The following is a 20,667-nucleotide window of genomic DNA, read 5'->3' on the forward strand; positions in this document are numbered from 1 at the left end:
GATGAAAGGTACGCGTCGTCGGGCGTTGTCACGCATATCGCGCTCAACACGTGCTGAAATGAAAGAGCCCAAATGACCACACAAGCGACCGAAGACGATTTGATGTATGCCTTGTCAGATCTGTTTATTGATAACGACGTGGAGTACGCACATATCGCGGCGGTGGCGCGCGAATTCCCCCTTGCCGAGGTAGAAATTGCCCTCTTTCGTTTTGTTGCGCCCGTTTGTTATCAAAATCTCAATTCGCCCGTGCCGCCTGTTTGGGCAATGTTTGATAGGAAGCAATTGCTGACAGACATTGAGAGACTAAAAAGACGGCAGGCGACAGCAGGTTGGTGGCGAACGACTAAAGCTCGGTGGCTGGAGACTTATTTGCGACGACGTTTTTCTGATGAATGGGAAACGCTGAAGTCGGTCATTAACGCTGATGCTGCATTTCAACAATAAAAAGGGGCGCAGAACAGCGCCCCTTTTTTATGTCAAAGCACTTTACACCAAAGCACTTTACACCAAAGCACTTTACATCCAAAAACCTTGCGTCATAAACGCCGCTTGATGCGTATTAATACGGCGCAGTACCACGGATGGGGTAGTTGTTGTCTGGGTTACGTATCCAGGTCAATCCGTTAATCAGGGTTTGTAAGTCTGGTCGAGAGAACGGGTTGTTGGCGATATCCACCACTTGCACAGTGCCTTGCTCATTGGTGACAAAGAGGCCAGGTTCCGCGAAGTTATGGTCTGTTTCCTGCTCCGAACGCGGCAGCGACACATACAAGCCTAACTCACGCATTTTCGCTTCGTTCAGGCCATAAACAAACGGAAACGACACATCCATGCGAGACAGGTGTTCTTCAAGCTGTGCTTGGCTGTCGCCAGAAACAGCAAGAATGTCCACGCCAATATCGGCAAGGGCTGACTTGAAGGTTTCAAGCTGATTAAGGTACTTGGTACACAAAGGACAATGGCGACCTCGGTAGACCACCACCATTTGCCATGTTGCGCCTTCACGCGGTTTACCCAAGGTGTGTGCATTGCCATCCAGATCTGACAGTGTGATGGTCGGGAATGTGCCACCCGCTTCTAGTTTGTTGGTATAAGGCATTGTTACGCTCCTATCTGTTGTTCTAGATGGTGTTTAAATCGTATCTCGTCATCGGCAATCGTCGGGTTTTTCATTACATCAAAACATGCAAACGTCTCGAGCGCTGTCATGTCGAAAAAACGGAAATTCAGATGGATCGGAAGGAACATATCGTCCACGCCTTTCCCCTGAAGTAAAAACTGGTCCGCATTGTCGAAGGCTTCTTTCGGGGCGTTGTATGTCAGCGCTAACATGTACTTCTTGCCGCTTAATGTTCCACCGGTTCCGTATTGATCGTCAGTCCCACGATGACGGCCATCACCACTGCAAAGTTGGCCTGCCATACCCGCAGTGTAGACCTCATCCATGTATTTCTTCATTTTCCATGTCACGCCCATCCAATTAACGGGCGATTGCAAAATGATGGTGTCTGCCCACTGATGTTTTTCGATCTCTTGCTGCACATCATAGTCGCTGTCGACAGCGGAATGCTGAATATCATGACCCATCGCGCTTAGGGTTGAGGTCGCGATATCAATCATGTGTGCGTTGAGTTTTCCCTCTGAAAACGGGTAATAGTGGTGTCCATTAATGATCAGGATGTTCATCTTTGCTTTTCCCTGTGATGTAAACTTTCCGTGCTACTTTGTTGTCCTTAATCCTTCCTGTCAATCAGTGTACTTTTTGTAACCTAGTCACTATTTTCGCGCATTCTAGACCTGCCAAAGCTGACCGATGTCGGTCGGTGTTTTTGTTCCTTCCACGGGATATGTCTGCGGTGTTATATGCACACAGAACAGACCTGTACCTAAGGAAGTCCTAAATTAGTTCTTTTTTCATCAGTCCTACTTTTGTGACGATACTTTTCTAAAATAAACGATATAACTCTCTGACTTTACTCGTTCTATTAGATTTTGGTTATGGCCAAACTTAACACGTGGCAACGATGTATGCGGTTGAAAAACCCTCAGTCGCTTTGTTACGATTAGTTACATATGTTAACTAGGTTACTTTTGGTGACTGCTAGAAAAGCACGAAGCGAAAGTGACGCTAACAAGGAGGCATGAGTAAGTATGGCAAATACCGAAAAAGCGCCTGCTGAAATGCCAGAAAAAGAAAAGCCGGCGGTTTGCCTTGAGCCATGCCCAATCGAACGTGGTATGCGCATTATTGGTGGGAAATGGAAGGCGTCTATCCTGTGGCATCTGAAAGATCAGCCAGTGAGATTTAACGACCTTTGTCGCCAACTGGGTGGCGCGAGTAAAAAAATGGTCGATCAGCGACTTAAGGAAATGGAGCAGTACGGGCTTGTGACTCGCAATGTGTTGAGTACTCGCCCGATTGCGGTCAGCTATGAAATTACGGATTTTGGTCGCTCCGCACTGTGTGTGTTGGAAAAACTGAGAGATTGGACAGAAGAGTACGGGGTTTAGGTAATCCCTTATCACTAGGTTGTTTTTCCACTCGTGAAGCAATGAGTGAATGAAGAAAGCAGATGCGTGATAACGAAAGGACAGGACATGGAAAACGATAAGAACAATAACGGCAGTGCCGCGCCGAAAAAGGTATTGGTGTTATTCGCACACCCTTCTCTGCGTCGCTCAGAAGTCAATGCTCCCTTGTTTAATGTTGCTAAGCAAGCGGAGGGCGTCACGGCTGTTGACCTTTATGCAGAATACCCAACATTGCACATTGATATTGACCGCGAGCAGAAACGTTTGCTGGACAATGACATAGTGATCTTTCAATTCCCACTTTACTGGTATTCAACGCCTTCCATTCTGAAAGAGTGGCAGGATTTGGTGCTGGAATACGGGTTTGCGTATGGCTCAAAAGGAACGGCGCTTCACGGAAAGATCTTTATGTGCGCGATTTCGGCAGGCGGTAAAGAGGAGTTCTATAAAGCGGATGGCTATAACCATTTTAAAATTCGCGAACTGTTGCATCCGCTAGAGCAAATGTCGAACTTGGTGGGTATGCGTTATATGGCACCGTTTTCCTTGTTTGGTTCTCGTACCGCGGTCGAAGATGACAAGGTGGCCAGCCATACCGAAGGGTATCGCCAATTGCTATCGGCGTTGGTGAATGAAACGCTTGATTTGGATGTTGTCGCGACACGCGAAAAAGTGACGGCAGCTAACCTCAGCACCATGATGAAAGGAGCAACATCATGACGGGTATTTTTCTGCAAGCGTTCATCTATTTGGTCGCTGCCGTTATCGCAGTGCCAATTGCAAAACGCTTGGGCTTAGGCTCTGTGCTGGGTTACCTCATCGCGGGTGTGGTGATTGGTCCTGTTGTGGGTCTTGTTGGCGATGAAACTACCACCATTCAGCATTTCGCAGAATTCGGTGTGGTGATGATGCTGTTTTTGGTCGGCTTGGAGCTTGAACCAAAAATGCTGTGGGCGATGCGCAATCGTCTAATGGGATTGGGCGGCCTGCAAGTCGGATTAACGACAGCGGCGGTCATGGCCATTGCGCTTAGCTTTGGTTTGCAGTGGAGCATCTCACTAGCAATTGGTTTGATCTTCGCACTTTCTTCAACCGCTATCGTGCTTCAAACCTTTAATGAGAAAGGGCTAACCAAGACAGAAGGTGGACGCAACGCGTTCTCGGTGCTCTTGTTCCAAGATATCGCAGTGATCCCGATGTTGGCGTTTATACCGCTACTCGCGCTGCCTGAGCTGGTGGCTGCGGCACAAACAGCAGCAGCGAATGCTGCGGAACACCATGAAGAAATGAGCTTGGTCGCGGGGCTGCCGGGCTGGGCGATGGGCTTGGTGATCACAGGTACCATTGCGGGCGTTGTGGTTGGCGGACATTTCTTGAGCCGTCCATTGTTTCGCTTTGTGGCGAGTTCTGGCCTGCGTGAAATCTTCACGGCAACTGCATTGATGCTGGTCATTGGTATTGCGACCTTGATGAGCCTTGTCGGTTTGTCTCCAGCACTGGGTACTTTCCTTGCAGGCGTTATCTTGGCGAACAGCGAATTCCGTCATGAGTTGGAATCCAACATTGAGCCGTTTAAAGGGCTGCTGTTAGGCCTCTTCTTTATCACGGTCGGTGCGGGCATCAACTTTGGCATTCTGTTTGAAGACTTCTTCTTGATCATTGGCCTCACCATTGGGTTGATGGTGCTGAAAGCCCTCATTTTGTTGCTACTGAGCTTTATTTTCAAAATCAAAGGCAGCGGCCGTTGGTTGTTCGCATTGAGCCTTGCGCAAGCCGGTGAGTTTGGTTTCGTGCTTCTCAGCTTCACCACGCAGAACCACGTGTTGCCGATGGACATTGCACAGTTGCTATCACTCGTGGTTGCGATCTCCATGTTCCTAACGCCTGGGCTGTTCATCTTGTATGACAAAGTCATCTTGCCGCGCTACGAGAAAGCCTCGAACGATCGCGAAGCGGATGAAATTGACGAGCAAGGTACGGCCATCATTGCGGGTGTAGGTCGTTTCGGTCAGGTGGTTAACCGCTTACTAACGGCAAACGGCGTAAAAACCGTGGTCCTCGATTACGAAGCCACCCAAGTGGAAAACCTTCGTCAAATTAACATCAAGAGTTACTTTGGTGATGCGACACGCCCTGATTTGCTGCACACCGCGGGCATTGAAGAAGCGTCGTTGTTGATTGTTTCTATGGATAACCAAGAGACCACCACTGAGCTGGTGAAGTATGTGAAACATACCTATCCACACGTGAAGATCATCGCGCGCGCCTTTGACCGTGGTCATTCTTACATGCTGCGTGAAGCCGGTGCGGATTACGTTGAGAAGGAAACCTTCCACTCTGCGCTTGAAGTGGGCGCGACGTCTCTGCGCTGTTTAGGTGTTCACCCGTTCTTGGTTGAGCAACAGAAAGCTAAGTTCCAGCGTCTCGAAACCAGCAGTTCAGAAATGCTGTATGAGTCTTGGATGGGCGGCGAGGAAACGCAATCGTACGATAACCACTATCAGCATTTGTTTATTCAGTTGGAAGAAACCATCCGTGACGCCATGGATGAAGATCGCATGGATAAACATGGCCTGACTGAGCGAGAGTGGACGCCACCACCGAAGGATTACCTCGATAGTTTTACCGATCATCCGTTGGATGAAGTGGTGGATGACGAGGATGATCTTTCAGGCAGTGAGAAGCCAGCATAATGGAGCTTGTGCCGTTCGGTGAAAACGATGCGGCGCAGCTTTGTGCTTGGATCCCTGATGCGACCACTAATGTTCAGTGGGGTGGGCCAACATTTTCATTCCCAGTGACACCAGAGCAGATCTGCACGCACATTGCGCGTGACGAGGTTAGGCCGTTTTTGCTCATCCATAACCGAGAAGCGTTGGGGTATATCGAACTTTTTCGGGTGTCTGACAATGAATATCGTTTATGTCGGGTTCTCATTGCCTCACCGGCGAATAGAGGAAAAGGCTTGGGTCGCAGATTGGTCGAATTGGCGTTGGAAAAAGCGCGATTGATCTCGAATGTTTATAAGGTGTCATTGGCAGTGTTTGCACACAATACAGCGGCGATTTCCTGCTATTCCTCTCTGGGGTTTATTGTGTCGCCTGAGCAGACAAAAACACGAATCTCTAATGGAGAAACGTGGACCCTACTGCGAATGGAACGTTGGTTATAGTCGGCGTGCATCGTTAGATTAAAGGGTACACAAACTGCCGGCGTCAACGTTGTTGGCTATAAGCTTGAGCAAATGAAAAGCCAGACACACTGCCTAGTATGTCTGGCTTTTTTGTTATTTATCAACGCAGTGTGTTTATTGAACGCATTGCTCAATCTCTCGACAGTAAGTGATTTTCTGCCTTAATTTAAATGTGACTCGTGTCACATTAATTGATCTGTTCGACCCTTCTCAGAACTAAAAGATTGTCTTGTTTCGTTTTCTGAATACTCTTTCCGCCGTTCCACATTTATCGGCAAACTGCTTGAAAAAGCAGGACGCAAAGCTTCCGGTCTAAGGGCAATTACCCAATAAGAGGTAACAGCTTATGACAGCGGGGCCGCCATTTTCTGAGTTCAGAGAGAACTATGCTCGTTGTGAACCGTGCTCCATGAGAGCCTGTTTCAACCAAAACTGAGCTCAATAGAAAATGTTCAATTGCGACGCTTGTCCGTGCTGTGGGTGAATCTATAAACACTCAGGAAGTACAAACATGCTCAAACTAATATCTAAACAACGATTTACACTTCTTCCCCTCGCGGCTGCACTGTTTAGTGCGGGTGCGATGTCTCATGGCTATATCAGTGCGGTTGATAACGGTACTGCAGGTCGCGCCGCTCTGTGTAAATTGAGCACAGAGTCAGGCCAACAAAATACCGATTGCGGACAAGTGCAATGGGAACCTCAGAGCGTTGAAGGCCCAGAAGGATTCCCAGAATTCGGCCCAGAAGACGGCAAACTGGCAAGCGCAGGTTTGATTCAATTCTCTCCGTTGGATGAGCAAACGGCGTCACGTTGGGTGAAGCGTTCAATCTCAGCGGGTCAGAATGATTTCGAATGGACGTTCACTGCCAATCACGTGACGCGTACTTGGAAATACTACATCACCAAACCAGATTGGAATGTGAACCAACCTTTGGCGCGTGCGTCGTTGGATTTGAACCCATTCTGTGTGGTGCAAGGCAACATGGAAAAGCCACCTAAGACCATGATCCATAGCTGTGAAGTGCCAGAGCGCGAAGGCTACCACGTGATTTTGGCTGTATGGGATGTGGGTGATACCGCAGCTGCGTTCTACAATGCCATCGATGTGGAGTTTGATGGAGAGCAACCTGAACTGCCGGAGTGGCAGCAGGCGGGTCAAATCTTCCCGGGTATGAACTTGGCGAAAGGCGACGCGGTATTCACGCGAGTATTTGACAACGAAGGCGAGCGTCCTGAACTGTCGACGCGTTTGACGATTGAGAGCGACAAAGCTGGCGTGGCAAACACTTGGTCTTATGATCTTGCGACGAAAATTAACCAATCAAGCCGTCAAATTAAAGCGGGTAAACACGCTGGCAATGGCGAGTTCATGCCAGTTTATGGCGCTAACCCAATTTACCTGAACAAAGACAGTGGTCTAGCACGTGTTGAAGTGGGTTATGAGATAACGTCTCCGGAGCCTGACTATGGTGTGACCATTGATGGTTTGGCGAAAGAATACATGATTGCTGACGATGCCGTTGAACTAGATTTCACCGCCACAGCATCAGGTGATATAACCGTTGAAATGACTGTGTATGACCACGCACAAGATACATTGGCTTATGAAAAACTGGCATTGGCTGATGGTGTATCTGAGAACGTGAACATGTCTCTGACCACAGTGAAAGCTGGCCACCATATGCTGGTAACTCGCGTGAAAGACAGCGAAGGCAACCTTGTTGAACAGCAAACATTCGACTTCCACCTTATCGAGAAAAGTGATGAGTGTGGCGTTGATCCAGACGCGGCGAATCACCCAAGCTGGGAAAGCTCGGCAACCTACACAGGTGGCGAGAAAGTCAGTTTTAATGGTTTAGTTTGGGAAGCCAAATACTGGGTGAAAGGCGACGCACCCAATAACAGCGATGCGTGGAAACTGATCAGCAATATGCCAGTATCGTGGACAGCAGGAAAAGCCTACACCGGTGGTGAAGAAGTGATCTTTGAAGGTCGCCTATATGCCGCGAAGTGGTGGGTGAACAGCAGCCCTGCTTCTTCACCTGAAGCATGGGAAGACAAAGGCGCGTTTGATTGCGAGTAATTCATCGTAACTGAACTAGCGCAACGCATGCCAGAGTGTAAAGCACTATGAATGCTTAAGCGCTCAAACAGAGTGATAACAAAAAGCCCGTCGCTAGCGACGGGCTTTTTAATTGATGATCACCATTCGATATCGATAGGCGTGCCGAGCTTGACCATGCGAAGAAACTCGTCCATTTCTTCATTGGCAATAGCGATACAACCGTCAGTCCAATCTTCACCTCTGTTTTCGCTAGGGTGAGGGCCGTTCCCGTTTTTTTGTCCGTGGATCATAATTTGCCCACCGGGATCAACGCCCAGTAATTTGGCGCGTTTGATATCTCTATCATTGGGGTAATTGATACGAATAGAGCGGTAAAAACCAGATTCTTCGTTCAGATAGTCGAGGGTATATTGCCCTTCAGGCGTGCGTTTATCGCCTTCTCGGAGTTTATGTCCTTTTGGGTTCGCCCCCAGCGCAATGGAATAAGATTTTAAGATCCTATCCCCTTGGATCAGATACATCTTTCTGGCTGATTTATCGACCTTCACCAAATCAATATCGACAATGCTTGTGTTTGCCGAAGCGGCGGCTGTTTTCTCTCTGGTGGTGGCGTCTGCCTGACCCACCAAAAGCAATGAGATTATGAAGATAAACAAAGGCTGCATGGCGTTGAATAGATTCCCTGACGTGAGCCGTACTCGATTCAAAATTCTTTGTTAAGTATTAGAACAAAATCGTCGTTATGACCGCCTGTGGCAGTTACCAAGCTGATATTTCTTTTCCAACTTACTCCGACATAACATCAATACAGGCATTCCACACACCCTCGGACGGATTCTGGTGACGAGAGTTATTGTCGTAAATGCTATCGATCACCTCATAAGGACGTGTGGGTTTGTAGCTAGCAAACTCAAGGTACGCATCCATTTTGGGTGCACCACTTTGTTTTAGCGCGTAAGCGCCGCTCGCTACAATGGATTTCTGCGCGCAATAGTTTGCGATTTTGATGCGAGTGGGGGACACGTTGACGACTTTCACGGCACATTGTTCAAACAGATTGATTGCGTAATCCATGGCGTTATCTACGTCCGTGCTGTAAATACGCTGAACGGCATTGATATCAATCTGAGCGGTTTGGCCCTGAGTAAACTCATTAATTAAGGCTTGTTTAGAGCGACCCTTTAGCTTTGCAGACGCGATGTAATAGGCCGTGTCGGCCAACTCTGAGCAGTAAGAAAGCTGAATCACTTCCTTTTTTGAGTAGAGCTGAATGGGTTTTACGGGTTTGGGTGCAGTAGTACAGGCAACCAAGCTCATTGAAAGTAGCAAAGTGGCCAGAGTCAAACGCGTCGGAGACATCATACATCCTTATTAACAGAATCCAGTTCGAGTCCGTTAGGTAACTAACAAACTTGAGTATACCGCTGTCGGTTTGTTGCTTTTGTTCCCAAATTGAGACCGTTAGGGGATGGTAGGTCGAAGCTTGATTCTTAGAGGTTTCATATACTGTCTGACTTATCGGCATTTAAATGGAATTGAGTGCATTGATTTATTTTTCCATGAATAAACATGTTAAAAATGATGAATAATTGACCAATAAACCATTTTTTGAATATTAATTAATCATTGAAATTAAACAATTTTAGTTAAATTAAGCATTTTGACTATATGTTGACCTTCATCAGTAGTTCTATTGGTCATAACCACAAAAATCTCTGATTGGAGGTGGGTTTGGTGCTTTCGTATACTCGGGGTGTCAATCGGCAAAAGCTGTTGACCATGATGAATATAAAACTGCCGTGTAGAGGGAACTATGATCGATTTTTGGCCATTAATTGGCGTGGTAATAATTACGGTAGGGTTAGCGTTAAAACTCAATACATTGTTGGTGATTCTTGTTGCAGGTGTTACCACCGGCTTAATTGCAGATATTGCCATCATGGATATTCTCTCCACCTTGGGGCAATCTTTCACCCAAAACCGCTATATGTCCCTGTTTATTCTCATTCTTCCTATGATTGGCATTCTAGAACGCTTCGGTCTTCGTCAGCGTGCTGAAGCCCTGATTGGAGCCATGAAAAAGGCATCAGTCAGTAAAATTCTAATGACCTATTTGTTGCTGCGAAAAGTCACAAATGGCATGGGCCTAAGTATCGGCGGTCATCCGGCTATGATTCGACCACTGATCGCGCCAATGGCAGAAGCCGCAGCAGAAAAAGAATCTCCGAATATGTCTGATGCCAAACGTCAATCCATTAGAGCGCTTTCTGCGGCGAGTGAGAACTTTGGTAACTTTTTCAGTCAACTTCTGTTTGTCGGTACTGGCGGTATTTTGTTGATTAAAGGCGTGATGGCTGACAATCAATTGGATGTGAAGTTAGAAACCATGGCGTTGTGGGCACTTCCGACTGCCGTTGCGTCATTCGTGGTGTTTGTCATTTTCAGTAAGATCATGGAAACGAGGCTGCTTAAGTCAGCAGCTAGCTCCCAAGTGACGGCGTCTGCAAACGCCACTTCGAAGAAAGCGGGAGAATAAACGATGTTAGAGTACATTTATCAGACCACGGGTTTGCTGCTTCTCGCTTTTTCACTTCAAAGCTTCCTTGATAAGGACAATCCTAAACGTATCGGTAGCGGGCTATTTTGGCTCATCTACGGCATGACGTTCATGTTTGGCGCAGTCATTCCCAACTGGGTAACAGGCTTGATGGTGCTCGCACTGACAGCCTTGGCGGCGGGTGGCTTTATGGGGGTGGGCAACTACCGCACAACCACAGAAGAAGAACGTAAGAAAACTGCCACGGTACTGAAAAACAAACTCTTCATTCCTGCTGCTATTGTTCCAGTGGGTACGGTTGCGATCAGTCAGTTAACCACTTTGGGTGCGTTGGTAGGCTTAGGCATCAGTTCGATTGCGTCTATTTTGGTTGCGCTGATGATCACCAAAAGTAAACCGATGCATAGCCTAAGTGAAGGTCGCAGACTGATCGATTCAATTGGCTGGGCGGCGATTCTGTCGCAGTTTCTTGCCGCGCTAGGTTATCTCTTTAACCAAGCGGGTGTCGGTGACACGGTCGCACAGATCGTGAAAATGATGATCCCTGAAAACATGCTATTGGTGAACGTGATTGCGTACTGTGTGGGCATGACTATTTTCACCGTGGTTATGGGTAACGCATTTGCTGCTTTTGCTGTGATCACCACGGGTATCGGTATTCCATTGTTGGTGTTAGAAAACGGCGGTAACGCAGCGATCATTGGTGTGTTGGGTATGCTTTCGGGTTACTGCGGTACGCTGATGACACCGATGGCGGCCAACTTCAACGTTGTGCCAGCTGCCTTGCTTGAACTAAAAAACAAGCACCATGTTATTTTGATGCAGGTGTTGCCAGGTCTATGCATTTTGGCCTTCAACATCTTCGTGATGTATAGCTTTGCATTCTGAGAGTAGTGATGAGAAAAGTATTGATTACGGGCTTCGAGCCTTTTGGTGGTGCATCTGTTAACCCAGCCTTAGAAGCGGTTTTGCGATTGGATGGGCTTAAGTTAAATGGTGGCGAAATTGTAACTTGCTCAGTGCCTGTTACTCGTTACGATGCGATTAACGCAGTGACAAAGGCGATTGAACTTCATCAGCCAACATTTGTTATCACTGTGGGTCAGGCGGCAGGTCGCAGTGCCATTACCCCTGAGCGTGTCGCGATTAACATCGATGATTTTCGCATTCCAGATAACGGTGGCAATCAGCCCATTGATGAGCCAATTTTTGATGATGGGCCAGATGCGTATTTCAGCACCTTGCCAATCAAGGCCATGACATTGGCGATGCAGGAACATGGTATTCCTTGCAGCGTATCCAACACAGCGGGAACATTTGTATGTAACCATGTGTTTTACGGTGTTCAGCACTTCTTGCGTGACACGGACATTGGACATGGTTTCATCCATATCCCACTTTTGCCAGAGCAAACTGCTGCAACTGACCAGCCATCGATGTCACTAGAAACCATCGTTGAAGGTTTGAAAGTGGCGGCGCAAGCGACACTGGACAATAAGTATGACGTCGCCGTAGGTGCAGGTAAAATTTGCTAATATTATTAATCGTTCATCAAATAGCGCCCTGACGCGAGGGATGAATGTGACGTGAAAAAGCCTGACAGCGAAAGCTGTCAGGCTTTTTAGTTTACTGATAGTGGTTAATTAACAGAGAGTGATTAACTCACTTCTGTTAGCGGACAACACAGACGTTGTTGCTGGCATTTTGATAACGAAGACCACCGCTACCGTTACAGAAGGTTTCATTCAACGTAATTTGGCATTCAAGGTTTCCGCTGGCATCAAGCTTAATGCTGCCGCTGATACTGGTGTTAATGCGGGTGCCCGTGGTGCCGCCATTGCTACAAACTGATGAGTTGTTAGAGCCGCTGCCAGAATAGGTGACGGAGCGAAGGTCTCTTACCTCAGTCACACCAATTTGGGTATTCCAGTCATTTCGAGTGCCACCACCATAGCTGTTGGTCGACCAAGAAACACGTTTGCTGGTACTTTGTGCACTGATTGAAGGGCCGCCAATCCGACCGTTTGCGCAGTTCACTTGCACGTAAGCACCGTTGACAGTCACTGATACAGAATTGTTGGTGCCACAGAGATTTGGAACCACAGGTTCATCGTTATCATCAATCGTCAATGTGCCGGTTTGCTTATCGCTTTCGTCATCTTTAAACCAAGCATTCAACGTGGCGGATTTAGTTTCTTCATCAGTGGCGTCATCAATGGTGGGGATTTGAACGACAAACCCATCAACGCCTGCAGGGACGTTAACGACGATACCGCCGCCAGAGATTCTCGTATCGATGGATGTATCATCGCTAAAGACAATGGTCACATCGCGCTCATAATCTTCCCCTGCTTTCGCTGTGCCGTTTTTCAGCGATAAGTTAATGTCTTTTGTCGCTTTCGTTTCCACATCAAATGCCACAGAGAGACTGCCTGTTTCACCTTCGGTGACGGTGTCGTTGCCGACCGACTGGACATTAATAATTTTTTCACTTGGGAAGATGGTGGGATCATAGCAAGTATGATCTTCCTGCGTGTTGGTGGAAAAGGCATTGATGCGAGCGGGGAATAGCCCAGCTCTTACTTTCTCGCCCGTTTCTGGGTTTAATCGCCAGAGAATGGTGCTATTGATATTACTGGTGACGTTTTGATTTTTTGCTGCTGCCAACACTTGGCCATTTTGGTCAAGGGTCACCGCGGTCACAAAGTTGATATTGTGAAATGACTTGAGTGCCAACTCGCCAGTCGCGGTGTTCACGGAGAAAGTGCGTGTATTCGTGACATACAGCAACTCTCCTTCATAGAACAAAAAATCACCCCACGAGCTAAAGCCGCCAAATCTCACCGAGTCACTAAAATTGGAAAGTTGGGTAACGACGCCGTCACTAGGGTTAATAGAAAAAATGGTGGCTTTGTCTGACGCGATAAGTCTTTGTGATGCACTGTCATATGCCATTCGATAGGTTTCAGGCACATTGGCAACCACGGTATGGGTTTGGGTGTTGTGATCGTAATACGCTAATTGGTTTGGTTTTGTCGAGTCAGCATGAATCGACAAACTGTTAAACTCGTCAGCGCTAACCACATTTTCTACGCCTTCAATGTAATAGCTTTCAGGCTGTGGCACGCTCACGTAATAGGTACGATTAGTCGTAGGGTCATAGGCCATTGCGGAGCTACTAAATAATGCACGAGACGCTAAAAGAGCGCGAGACGTGGCATCTGAATATCCTACGAGTTGTTTGCCTTCTTGAATATCCAGCAATAAACCGACTTGGCCTCGACCACCATTAATGGAATACACATTCCCGGGACAGGCTGCGTATGCACTGCTTGAGGCCAGTGCTACAACGGCAATGAATCGAGCAAGGGCTTTCTTTTGATAGTTTCTGACCATGAGGAGCTCCTTATACTAATTATTTTGTGACAATCCCTGTCATGAAGACGAAGCATGTTGTCTCAACTCTATCCTCGAAAATGACACGCAGAGCGGCTCACTTATGAGACCTTGTGTATATGTAGTGAAACTAATGTTTGGAAACCTAAATTAGGGCTTAGCTTTTTTGAAAGAAAGCCTTTAATTAGAACGGCTTTGGCTTGGCTGGGGCGGAAAAAAGAACACGTGAGTGTTTTAAACGAGAAGGGTTATCTCTGCATTTTCTGTCTTAGAAAACGTCTATCAAGCGAGGCTTATTCTCAAAATAGTGTTTGAAGAGAAAGGTGCGTAAGGGAGCTTCGCAGAACAAAGGCATGACAAACTAAAAATCACCCCACGACGACAGTCGCCAAAATCATGCTGACGTATGACAAAATTGTTGGGTAGCAAATGGCCACTGGGGTTAATAGAAATTGATAGTTTCAGCACTCTATAACAATGTTGCGTCACAAAGGTTAAGTGTTGAAGTCATCGAAGGCGATGTTACCGATTTACCAAGTAAAAAGCAGGCGTTAACAATGAGAATCTCTGTAAAGTAATAATCACTAATGTATTGATTTCTAAATTAGAAATCTATTCATGCCCATCCCAAGATTGTATTTCCCGGGTTGATAGTTTCTCGTGGAATATCGCGTTGTTGTCTTTTCTGAATGGCCGTTTTTTAGATTAAGTATTTCTTGATATTAGGTATTTTGTCGCAGATGGGTGCAGGGAGGCGGCTGGGAATAGCAAGGCTAGTTAGGTAATAAATAGCCGCCCATTGAGGGCGGCTTCGGGTGTTATTCGCCAGTTTTAAGGCGTAGGAAGTAGTTTTCGTACTTCTCTGTTAATTCACCCACAGCGTCTTGCCATTCCCCACGATCGAGATCTTCTTGTGGTGGGAATAATGCTGGGTTGTCTTTGTAGGCTGAGTTTGATTTCTCTACCGCCGTCAGATAACCGGTATCCGCACTGATTTTTGCTGCAATCTCAGGACGTAGAAGGAAGTCGATCATCTTATGTGCTGCTTCGACGTTCTTCGCGTTCTTTGGAATAGACAGGCTGTCTACCCAGAAGATGCCACCTTCTTTTGGCCATACCAATTCAATCGGCAAGCCTTCGCGTTGCGCCGCTGCCGCAGAACCATTCCACAACATACCTAGGCCTACTTCGCCTGACATGTAAGGGTTAGCTGGGTTGTCTGAGTTAAATACCAAAACGTTTGGCATTAACTTTTTCAACTCTTCGTAGGCTTCGTCGATCTGCTTAGGATCGGTCGAGTTACCTGAGTAACCGAGTTTACGCAATGCAATGTGGAACACTTCGCGGGTGTCGTCCATTAGCATAATTTGACCTTCCAACTCTGGGTTCCATAAATCGCCCCAGCTGGTGAAATCGTCAGGGTTGTACATGTCGGTGTTGACTGCCAGACCCGTCATCGCAATCACGTGAGGGATCGAGTAGTCATTGTTTGGGTCGAATGGCTTGTCAAGGTAGTTTTTGTCTAGCTCGTTGAAGTTGTTCAACTTAGAAAGGTCAAGCTTCTGCAACATATCTTCATCGCGCATTTTTGCAACGAAATAGGTTGATGGCACCACAAGATCATACCCTTGAGGGTGCGTCTTCATTTTTGCATACAGGGTTTCGTTTGACTCATAAGTTGAGTAAATCACCTTGATGCCAGTTTCGCGTGTGAATTGCTCTAGCAACTCGGTGGAGAGGTAAGGTCCCCAGTTCGCGAAAATCAGTTGATCGTTTTCTGCTTTCGCAGGTGTGGTGAACATAGCAACTGCACAAGCAGCGCTGGCCAGAATTGCAGACCATTTCTTCATTGGTGTTATCCACTCCAAGTCCCGTGTGTCGGGAGCATTCATACAGCGAAAAGAGTGTTTTCTCTTTCGCTTAGTGTTTGAAAATGTCAGCCATTTTCGTAGGTTATTCGAGCATAAAACTCTTCGCATCGCATGCCAGTTGGGCGCTGCGGGCGAAAAACCGCGGGATATTACCCATGAAATTCAGTTCAGGCAATACAAAAGCAACAAGACAAAGAACAAATTTATGGGAAACAAAAAAGGGAGACGGATTATTACCAATGAGTAAGGATGATTTGCCAGAATTGCCGATTATCTCGCCGATGAAAAAGGCTACAATTTCTCCATCAAGTTGAGGGAGGTATCGCTGATGAACCAAGCACGCGCAGAGAACCTTTACTACTTCCTGCGAAACCAAAACACGCCTCAGGCTGAGATTAACATCGTGATTGAACGCCTATTCGACGTACACGGTATCGATCTTAGAAAACTGGATCTGCACTACCGCATGAACAGAGGCTATTCCCCAAATCGTTTTGACATCAATACCTATGGTGGCGCAGGGTCTCGTACCATGAATCAAACGCGACAAATGCAACGCACAGAGCGATAAACAGCAGGCTATTGTCAGCTGGCTTATGATAAAAAAAGAGGATCAGGCCGAGCCCTGATCCTCTTTTTTTAGTTGTCACACCCGTGTTATGTCGCGCTGTTGTTCTCAGTAAGGCTTTCTCTATAATCCTCACTTCTCACTCGCGATTTCAGATGTCTATTCGTTTGCAACGCCACCTTTGGTTAGTGCGGTTGGGTCAAGCAATCGTTCCAGTGTTTCTCTGTCTAATTCCGTCTCTTCTTCCGCCACATCAATGATTGCGCGCCCTTCCTTGTAAGCTTTCTTCGCGATGGCGGCGGCTTTCAAATACCCAATAACAGGATTCAGCGCCGTGACGAGAATCGGGTTCTTTGCCAGCGCGATGTTGAGGTTATCTTCTCGCACGGTAAACGTCTTAATGGCCTTATCGGCCAACGCATTAGCGCTGTTTGCTAGCAAGTCGATGCTTTCCAAAATGTTGTGCGCAATCACTGGTAGCATAACGTTGAGTTGGAAGTTGCCAGATTGACCCGCAACCGTAATGGTTGCGTCGTTACCGATGACTTGCGCCGAGGCCATGGCCGCCGCTTCGGGTATAACAGGGTTCACTTTCCCCGGCATGATTGACGACCCCGGTTGCAAAGCCTGAAGCTCGATTTCACCCAAACCTGCTAATGGGCCTGAATTCATCCAGCGTAGATCGTTGGCGATTTTCATGATGGCAACGGCAGCCGTTTTTAACTGTCCGGATAGCGCAACAATGGCGTCTTGGCTGCTGAGATTAAAGAAGAAGTTCACACTCGGAGTAAAAGACGTTTTCGTCAGTTGTGAAAGGTTGTCTGCAAACTGTGCAGCAAAACGCGGATCCGCATTGATGCCAGTTCCTACAGCGGTACCGCCCTGAGCAAGCGCGCGAACGGCTGACAAACTATGTTCAATAGCGCATTTGGCGTGGTCTATTTGGTATTGCCATCCCGCCAGTTCTTGGTCAAACGTCACTGGCATCGCGTCCATCAAGTGGGTGCGACCGGTTTTGACTGTCTTACCGACTTCGATACGCTTTTCACTCAGTGTTGATATCAAATGCTCTAGGGCCGGTAGTAACTGTTTTTCGACGCTTAATACGGTGCTGATCTGTATCGCGGTTGGGATAACATCATTGCTGCTTTGCCCCATATTAACGTGGTCATTCGGAGATACGTCACCACCAAGCGCTTTGCTCGCGAGTGTTGCGATCACCTCATTCGCGTTCATGTTTGAACTGGTACCAGAGCCTGTTTGGAATACATCAATTGGAAACTGATCAAGATGTTGACCGTTGATGATGTCTTGCGACGCTTCTGCGATCACTTGTGCAATGTCACCTTCAAGTAAACCAAGCTGCGTGTTGGTGAGTGCCGCAGACTGTTTGATGTATGCCAGCGCCTTGATAAATGAGACAGGCATGGTGTGCTTGCTAAATGCAAAGTTGTCTACAGCGCGCTGAGTTTGCGCCTGATAAAGGGCATTCTCTGGGACGTTCACGTCGCCCATGCTGTCTGTTTCTGTGCGAAATGTTTGCGTCATACCTTATCCTGTCCTTTTGAAATCAATCGAGTGGTGCTTGAAGATGTTGCAGCAACATTTGAAGCTGGATGAATTTTCTGTCGCCGTCGGGTACTTGCACATAGTGACGTTGTAACGCATAGAGCGGGCTATGAACTGCATCTAGGCATACTCGTCGGAAATTATGGTTCTTGTACGGACTTTGAATGGCATCGAGGAGTCTGAAATAGACCTGACGAAGAAAAAGTTCGTTCAATATGATGTTTTCGTTCTCGGCACCAAGTTCATGATAGGACGCCAACATCAATCCTGTTTGCACAAATCCCTGCACGACATCGGGTTCGTAACCAAAGGCGCCATGGTCTGTATCGAATCGATCTTTCGCCTTGAAATATGCATTATAGTGTTGTTGTTCAGCATCCATTATCAGTCTCTTTATTTCCCCGCCAAAACTGCAATGATAATTATTATCATTTAATGAATCTTATAACAACCCTGAGTTTGTTGGGTTTACTGGTTGAGACATGAATGAGAAATAGACTGACCGCCAACCTCACCCTATGGGTAAAATTAAGACGCAAACAAAAGCGAGTGAAGCTTGAAAACACAAACGATAGGTAACAAAAAAGGGCACATGGTGCCCTTTCATCGTTTTCTTCTCTCATAGGTTTCCCAAGCGAGAAAACTAAACGAGAAGCTATATCGTCAGATTAAATTGACTGATCTAACCAAGCGGTAAATTCTGATTGTGGCAGCGCACCATTGATTTGATTCGCCATTTTTCCGTCTTTGAACACCATGATGGTTGGAATACTTCTGATGCGGTATTTCGCACCCAATTGCTGCTCTTGTTCGGTGTTCACTTTCACGAAGATGACATCGTCACCTTTGTTGGCGGCGGTGGCTTCAAATATCGGACCAAAGCTTTGGCAAGGGCCACACCACGGTGCCCAGAAGTCAATCACGACGGGTTTTCCTGATGCAATTAGCGCGTCCATGTTGGCTTCGGTGCCTTCGATAGGCTTGCCGTTGATCAGTGATGATTTACACACGCCACAACTTGGGTTGTCATCAACACGCTCTGCCGGAATGCGGTTTAGTTTTTGGCAGTGGGGACAACGCACGGTTAATGTACTCATAATCAAACCTTCCCTTTGTTTATCTTGTTCATATTTGTTCTGTTTATGGTTTGTATACCCAAGTAGCCTGAAGATGCAGGATTCAGCGAGCTTGACTGACGTTATGATCAAGGCGTCCCTTTGCTGATGTAGTGAGCTCCATCAAAAAGGGACAACACCGAGCATGGCCTCTGAAATCGAGCATCTTCAGGTTACTTGGGTGTAGACTAAACCGCTCATGCAAAAAACACCATTGGGTTTTGTCTATGAGTTTGATAGCTAAGAGCAATTGATCAGCGCGATTGATTAACGCTGTTAATTATTACTATGAGTCAGTGCTACGTGGTTCAACTGTGCGTAGTGATGAAATGCAAAGTTCGAAAAAGTCATAAGCCTGCGGCGAAATGTACCGATCGCGCAGGCGAAATACGCCAATTTGCCTTTCGACATCTGGCGATGCTAGGGGTAGCCAGCACAGGTGTTCAGAGTATTCAGGAAAAGCCAATTTTGGGAGTGTGGTGATACCAATCCCTAGCTCTAATACCGAAAACAGTGAGGTAATGTTCTCAACACTATAAAGGGCGTTAGCAGCAAGAACATGAGCGGGAGTCGGCTCCAACAGCGAGCAGGTACCGTTTTTGACGAACGGAAACGGCGTGAGCGCTTCCCACTCTAAGGGCGCATTTGTCGATGCTAGTGCATGGTCACGAAGGCAAACAACACCAATGGGATCCTCCATAAGCCGCGTGAATTCAATACGGTCATCCTGAATGTGTAAACAGTTTCCCAATGCCAGATCAACATCTCCCGCAAGCAGGCGAGCTTCAACCCCTGCGGCATTGTCGTCAATCAGGGCTACCTCAACGTTGGGGTGGCTGTCTTTGTATTCAGCCAAAATACCCGGAATAAGTTTCGCGGCAACCGAAGGCACGCTAGCAATTCGTACTTGCCCTCGTTGACCGGCAGCGGCAGCGCGTAGGTCTGAATTGAGATCGTCATAGCGGGTTAGAAACGCGTTGATTTTCGGTAAGCAGAATTCCCCAAATGGCGTCAACTTGGCTTTGTGCCCTGAATCAAACAGTGTCTGCCCGAGGATCTTTTCTAACTCTTTGACGGATGTCGATAAAGCGGCTTGTGTGCGATTCGCCTTAGACGCAGCCGCCCTAAAGCCTCTTTGTTCTGCCACCAACGAAAAATGCTTGAGCTGCTGAAGTTTGATGTCCATGCGCGTAATCCTCCGTGAGTTTCATTTCTATTGATAAGTAAAATTGAACAATTGTCAAAAATTAACCGTTCGATTTATCAAGTGTTGTGAGGCAGGATTTAACTATACGTTAACAACTGCGCGAAATGAGAAGGAAATCCATGTCAGCTTTATCTCTTTCTATGCCGAAGAAGAGGGTTTATCAAACCGAGCTTTTTGCATCTAAAGCACCTCTTGAGTGGGTCGTCACTCACAACGGGACGCTGTATACAGCGCAAATACCCATTGATGGCGATGGCAACTTAGTGAAAGGGGGAATTGAAGCGCAAACCCGGCAAACCATGGATAACCTGATGCACACACTTGAGGCCGCTGGCGTAGACAGTGATGCCGTGTTGCAAGTTCTGATCTATGTAACAGATCGTGATGACCTACCTAAGGTAAACACTATCTATGCAGAGTATTTTTCTGCGCCGTTTCCGAACAGAGCGGCAATGGTTGTTGCGGGACTAGCGCGAGAAGGCATGTTGATTGAATTGGTCGTGTATGCCGCTGTGCCACAATAGATTTATCGACCTGCTTATGTCGACATTGGATAGCCAGGCTAAGAAACGGATTTGAAAAATTTAA

22 protein-coding genes and 1 riboswitch are annotated in these 20,667 nt (G+C 47.1%); of the genes, 12 read left to right on the top strand and 10 right to left on the bottom strand.

What is annotated here, in order from left to right; genetic code table 11:
* Nucleotides 1-72: 72 nt before the first annotated feature.
* Nucleotides 73-447, top strand: coding sequence for a DUF7079 family protein (locus Q365_RS0103240; RefSeq protein ID WP_028021995.1), 375 nt, complete (start codon nt 73-75; stop codon nt 445-447).
* A 115-nt stretch (nt 448-562) separates the two neighbouring features.
* Here Q365_RS0103240 and Q365_RS0103245 read toward each other — a convergent pair whose 3' ends face one another.
* Nucleotides 563-1,102: a redoxin family protein gene (locus tag Q365_RS0103245; protein WP_028021996.1), complete on the bottom strand. Its 540-nt coding sequence runs from the start codon at nt 1,100-1,102 to the stop codon at nt 563-565.
* Between the two features lie 2 nt (nt 1,103-1,104).
* Nucleotides 1,105-1,689: an NAD(P)H-dependent oxidoreductase gene (locus tag Q365_RS0103250; protein ID WP_028021997.1), complete on the bottom strand. Its 585-nt coding sequence runs from the start codon at nt 1,687-1,689 to the stop codon at nt 1,105-1,107.
* 465 nt (nt 1,690-2,154) lie between these two features.
* On the opposite strand from Q365_RS0103250, the gene Q365_RS0103255 reads away from it, so the two are divergent.
* The 5 genes from Q365_RS0103255 to gbpA all read left to right on the top strand — a co-directional run bounded on the left by Q365_RS0103255 (nt 2,155) and on the right by gbpA (nt 7,814).
* Nucleotides 2,155-2,514: a winged helix-turn-helix transcriptional regulator gene (locus Q365_RS0103255; protein WP_028021998.1), complete on the top strand. Its 360-nt coding sequence runs from the start codon at nt 2,155-2,157 to the stop codon at nt 2,512-2,514.
* 87 nt (nt 2,515-2,601) lie between these two features.
* A complete protein-coding gene (locus Q365_RS0103260) occupies nt 2,602-3,255 on the top strand; it encodes an NAD(P)H-dependent oxidoreductase (RefSeq protein ID WP_035024304.1) in 654 nt (217 codons plus the stop codon).
* Nucleotides 3,252-5,228 carry a monovalent cation:proton antiporter-2 (CPA2) family protein gene (locus Q365_RS0103265; RefSeq protein WP_028022000.1) on the top strand — a complete coding sequence of 659 codons (1,977 nt, stop codon included), beginning with the start codon at nt 3,252-3,254 and terminating at the stop codon, nt 5,226-5,228. Before Q365_RS0103260 ends, Q365_RS0103265 begins: the two co-directional genes overlap by 4 nt.
* The gene (locus tag Q365_RS0103270; protein ID WP_028022001.1) at nt 5,228-5,707 is read left to right on the top strand and encodes a GNAT family N-acetyltransferase; all 480 of its coding nucleotides are present in this window, start codon (nt 5,228-5,230) and stop codon (nt 5,705-5,707) included. Before Q365_RS0103265 ends, Q365_RS0103270 begins: the two co-directional genes overlap by 1 nt.
* A gap of 284 nt (nt 5,708-5,991) precedes the next feature.
* A riboswitch (cyclic di-GMP riboswitch) is annotated at nt 5,992-6,094 on the top strand.
* A gap of 145 nt (nt 6,095-6,239) precedes the next feature.
* On the top strand, nt 6,240-7,814 hold the full coding sequence (gbpA, locus tag Q365_RS0103275; protein WP_028022002.1) for an N-acetylglucosamine-binding protein GbpA: 1,575 nt from the start codon (nt 6,240-6,242) through the stop codon (nt 7,812-7,814).
* 119 nt (nt 7,815-7,933) lie between these two features.
* Here gbpA and Q365_RS0103280 read toward each other — a convergent pair whose 3' ends face one another.
* Nucleotides 7,934-8,461: a L,D-transpeptidase family protein gene (locus Q365_RS0103280; RefSeq protein ID WP_155858978.1), complete on the bottom strand. Its 528-nt coding sequence runs from the start codon at nt 8,459-8,461 to the stop codon at nt 7,934-7,936.
* A 121-nt stretch (nt 8,462-8,582) separates the two neighbouring features.
* Nucleotides 8,583-9,155 carry a hypothetical protein gene (locus Q365_RS0103285; RefSeq protein ID WP_028022004.1) on the bottom strand — a complete coding sequence of 191 codons (573 nt, stop codon included), beginning with the start codon at nt 9,153-9,155 and terminating at the stop codon, nt 8,583-8,585.
* 454 nt (nt 9,156-9,609) lie between these two features.
* On the opposite strand from Q365_RS0103285, the gene Q365_RS0103290 reads away from it, so the two are divergent.
* The 3 genes from Q365_RS0103290 to pcp are packed head-to-tail and all read left to right on the top strand — an operon-like array spanning nt 9,610 to nt 11,888.
* On the top strand, nt 9,610-10,332 hold the full coding sequence (locus Q365_RS0103290) for a DUF969 domain-containing protein (protein ID WP_028022005.1): 723 nt from the start codon (nt 9,610-9,612) through the stop codon (nt 10,330-10,332).
* A gap of 3 nt (nt 10,333-10,335) precedes the next feature.
* Nucleotides 10,336-11,241 (top strand): DUF979 domain-containing protein, encoded by a 906-nt coding sequence (locus tag Q365_RS0103295; RefSeq protein ID WP_028022006.1) that lies wholly within the window; start codon nt 10,336-10,338, stop codon nt 11,239-11,241.
* An 8-nt stretch (nt 11,242-11,249) separates the two neighbouring features.
* Nucleotides 11,250-11,888 carry a pyroglutamyl-peptidase I gene (gene pcp, locus Q365_RS0103300; protein ID WP_028022007.1) on the top strand — a complete coding sequence of 213 codons (639 nt, stop codon included), beginning with the start codon at nt 11,250-11,252 and terminating at the stop codon, nt 11,886-11,888.
* A 136-nt stretch (nt 11,889-12,024) separates the two neighbouring features.
* Here pcp and Q365_RS0103305 read toward each other — a convergent pair whose 3' ends face one another.
* A complete protein-coding gene (locus tag Q365_RS0103305) occupies nt 12,025-13,749 on the bottom strand; it encodes a hypothetical protein (RefSeq protein WP_035024307.1) in 1,725 nt (574 codons plus the stop codon).
* A gap of 818 nt (nt 13,750-14,567) precedes the next feature.
* Nucleotides 14,568-15,599 (bottom strand): extracellular solute-binding protein, encoded by a 1,032-nt coding sequence (locus Q365_RS0103310; protein WP_028022009.1) that lies wholly within the window; start codon nt 15,597-15,599, stop codon nt 14,568-14,570.
* Nucleotides 15,600-15,775: 176 nt separating this feature from the next.
* Here Q365_RS0103310 and Q365_RS26640 point away from each other — a divergent pair, with 176 nt between their 5' ends.
* Together Q365_RS26640 and Q365_RS0103320 are read left to right on the top strand one after the other, a co-directional pair.
* On the top strand, nt 15,776-15,934 hold the full coding sequence (locus tag Q365_RS26640) for a hypothetical protein (RefSeq protein WP_155858979.1): 159 nt from the start codon (nt 15,776-15,778) through the stop codon (nt 15,932-15,934).
* A 14-nt stretch (nt 15,935-15,948) separates the two neighbouring features.
* Nucleotides 15,949-16,191 (top strand): hypothetical protein, encoded by a 243-nt coding sequence (locus tag Q365_RS0103320; protein ID WP_028022011.1) that lies wholly within the window; start codon nt 15,949-15,951, stop codon nt 16,189-16,191.
* Nucleotides 16,192-16,347: 156 nt separating this feature from the next.
* Here Q365_RS0103320 and Q365_RS0103325 read toward each other — a convergent pair whose 3' ends face one another.
* From Q365_RS0103325 to Q365_RS0103340, 4 genes are all read right to left on the bottom strand, one after another.
* A complete protein-coding gene (locus tag Q365_RS0103325; protein ID WP_028022012.1) occupies nt 16,348-17,736 on the bottom strand; it encodes a class II fumarate hydratase in 1,389 nt (462 codons plus the stop codon).
* Nucleotides 17,737-17,758: 22 nt separating this feature from the next.
* Entirely contained in the window at nt 17,759-18,139 is a 381-nt protein-coding gene (locus tag Q365_RS0103330) for a hypothetical protein (RefSeq protein WP_028022013.1), read from the bottom strand.
* A 286-nt stretch (nt 18,140-18,425) separates the two neighbouring features.
* Nucleotides 18,426-18,854: a thioredoxin TrxC gene (gene trxC, locus Q365_RS0103335; RefSeq protein ID WP_028022014.1), complete on the bottom strand. Its 429-nt coding sequence runs from the start codon at nt 18,852-18,854 to the stop codon at nt 18,426-18,428.
* 304 nt (nt 18,855-19,158) lie between these two features.
* Nucleotides 19,159-20,058, bottom strand: a complete 900-nt coding sequence (locus tag Q365_RS0103340; RefSeq protein WP_028022015.1) for a LysR family transcriptional regulator — start codon at nt 20,056-20,058, stop codon at nt 19,159-19,161.
* Nucleotides 20,059-20,198: 140 nt separating this feature from the next.
* Between Q365_RS0103340 and Q365_RS0103345 the strand changes: the two genes are divergently transcribed.
* Entirely contained in the window at nt 20,199-20,603 is a 405-nt protein-coding gene (locus Q365_RS0103345) for a RidA family protein (protein WP_028022016.1), read from the top strand.
* The last annotated feature ends 64 nt before the right edge of the window (nt 20,604-20,667 follow it).

It is taken from the genome of Enterovibrio calviensis DSM 14347 (genome assembly GCF_000621165.1).
Classification (GTDB): Bacteria; Pseudomonadota; Gammaproteobacteria; order Enterobacterales; family Vibrionaceae; genus Enterovibrio; species Enterovibrio calviensis.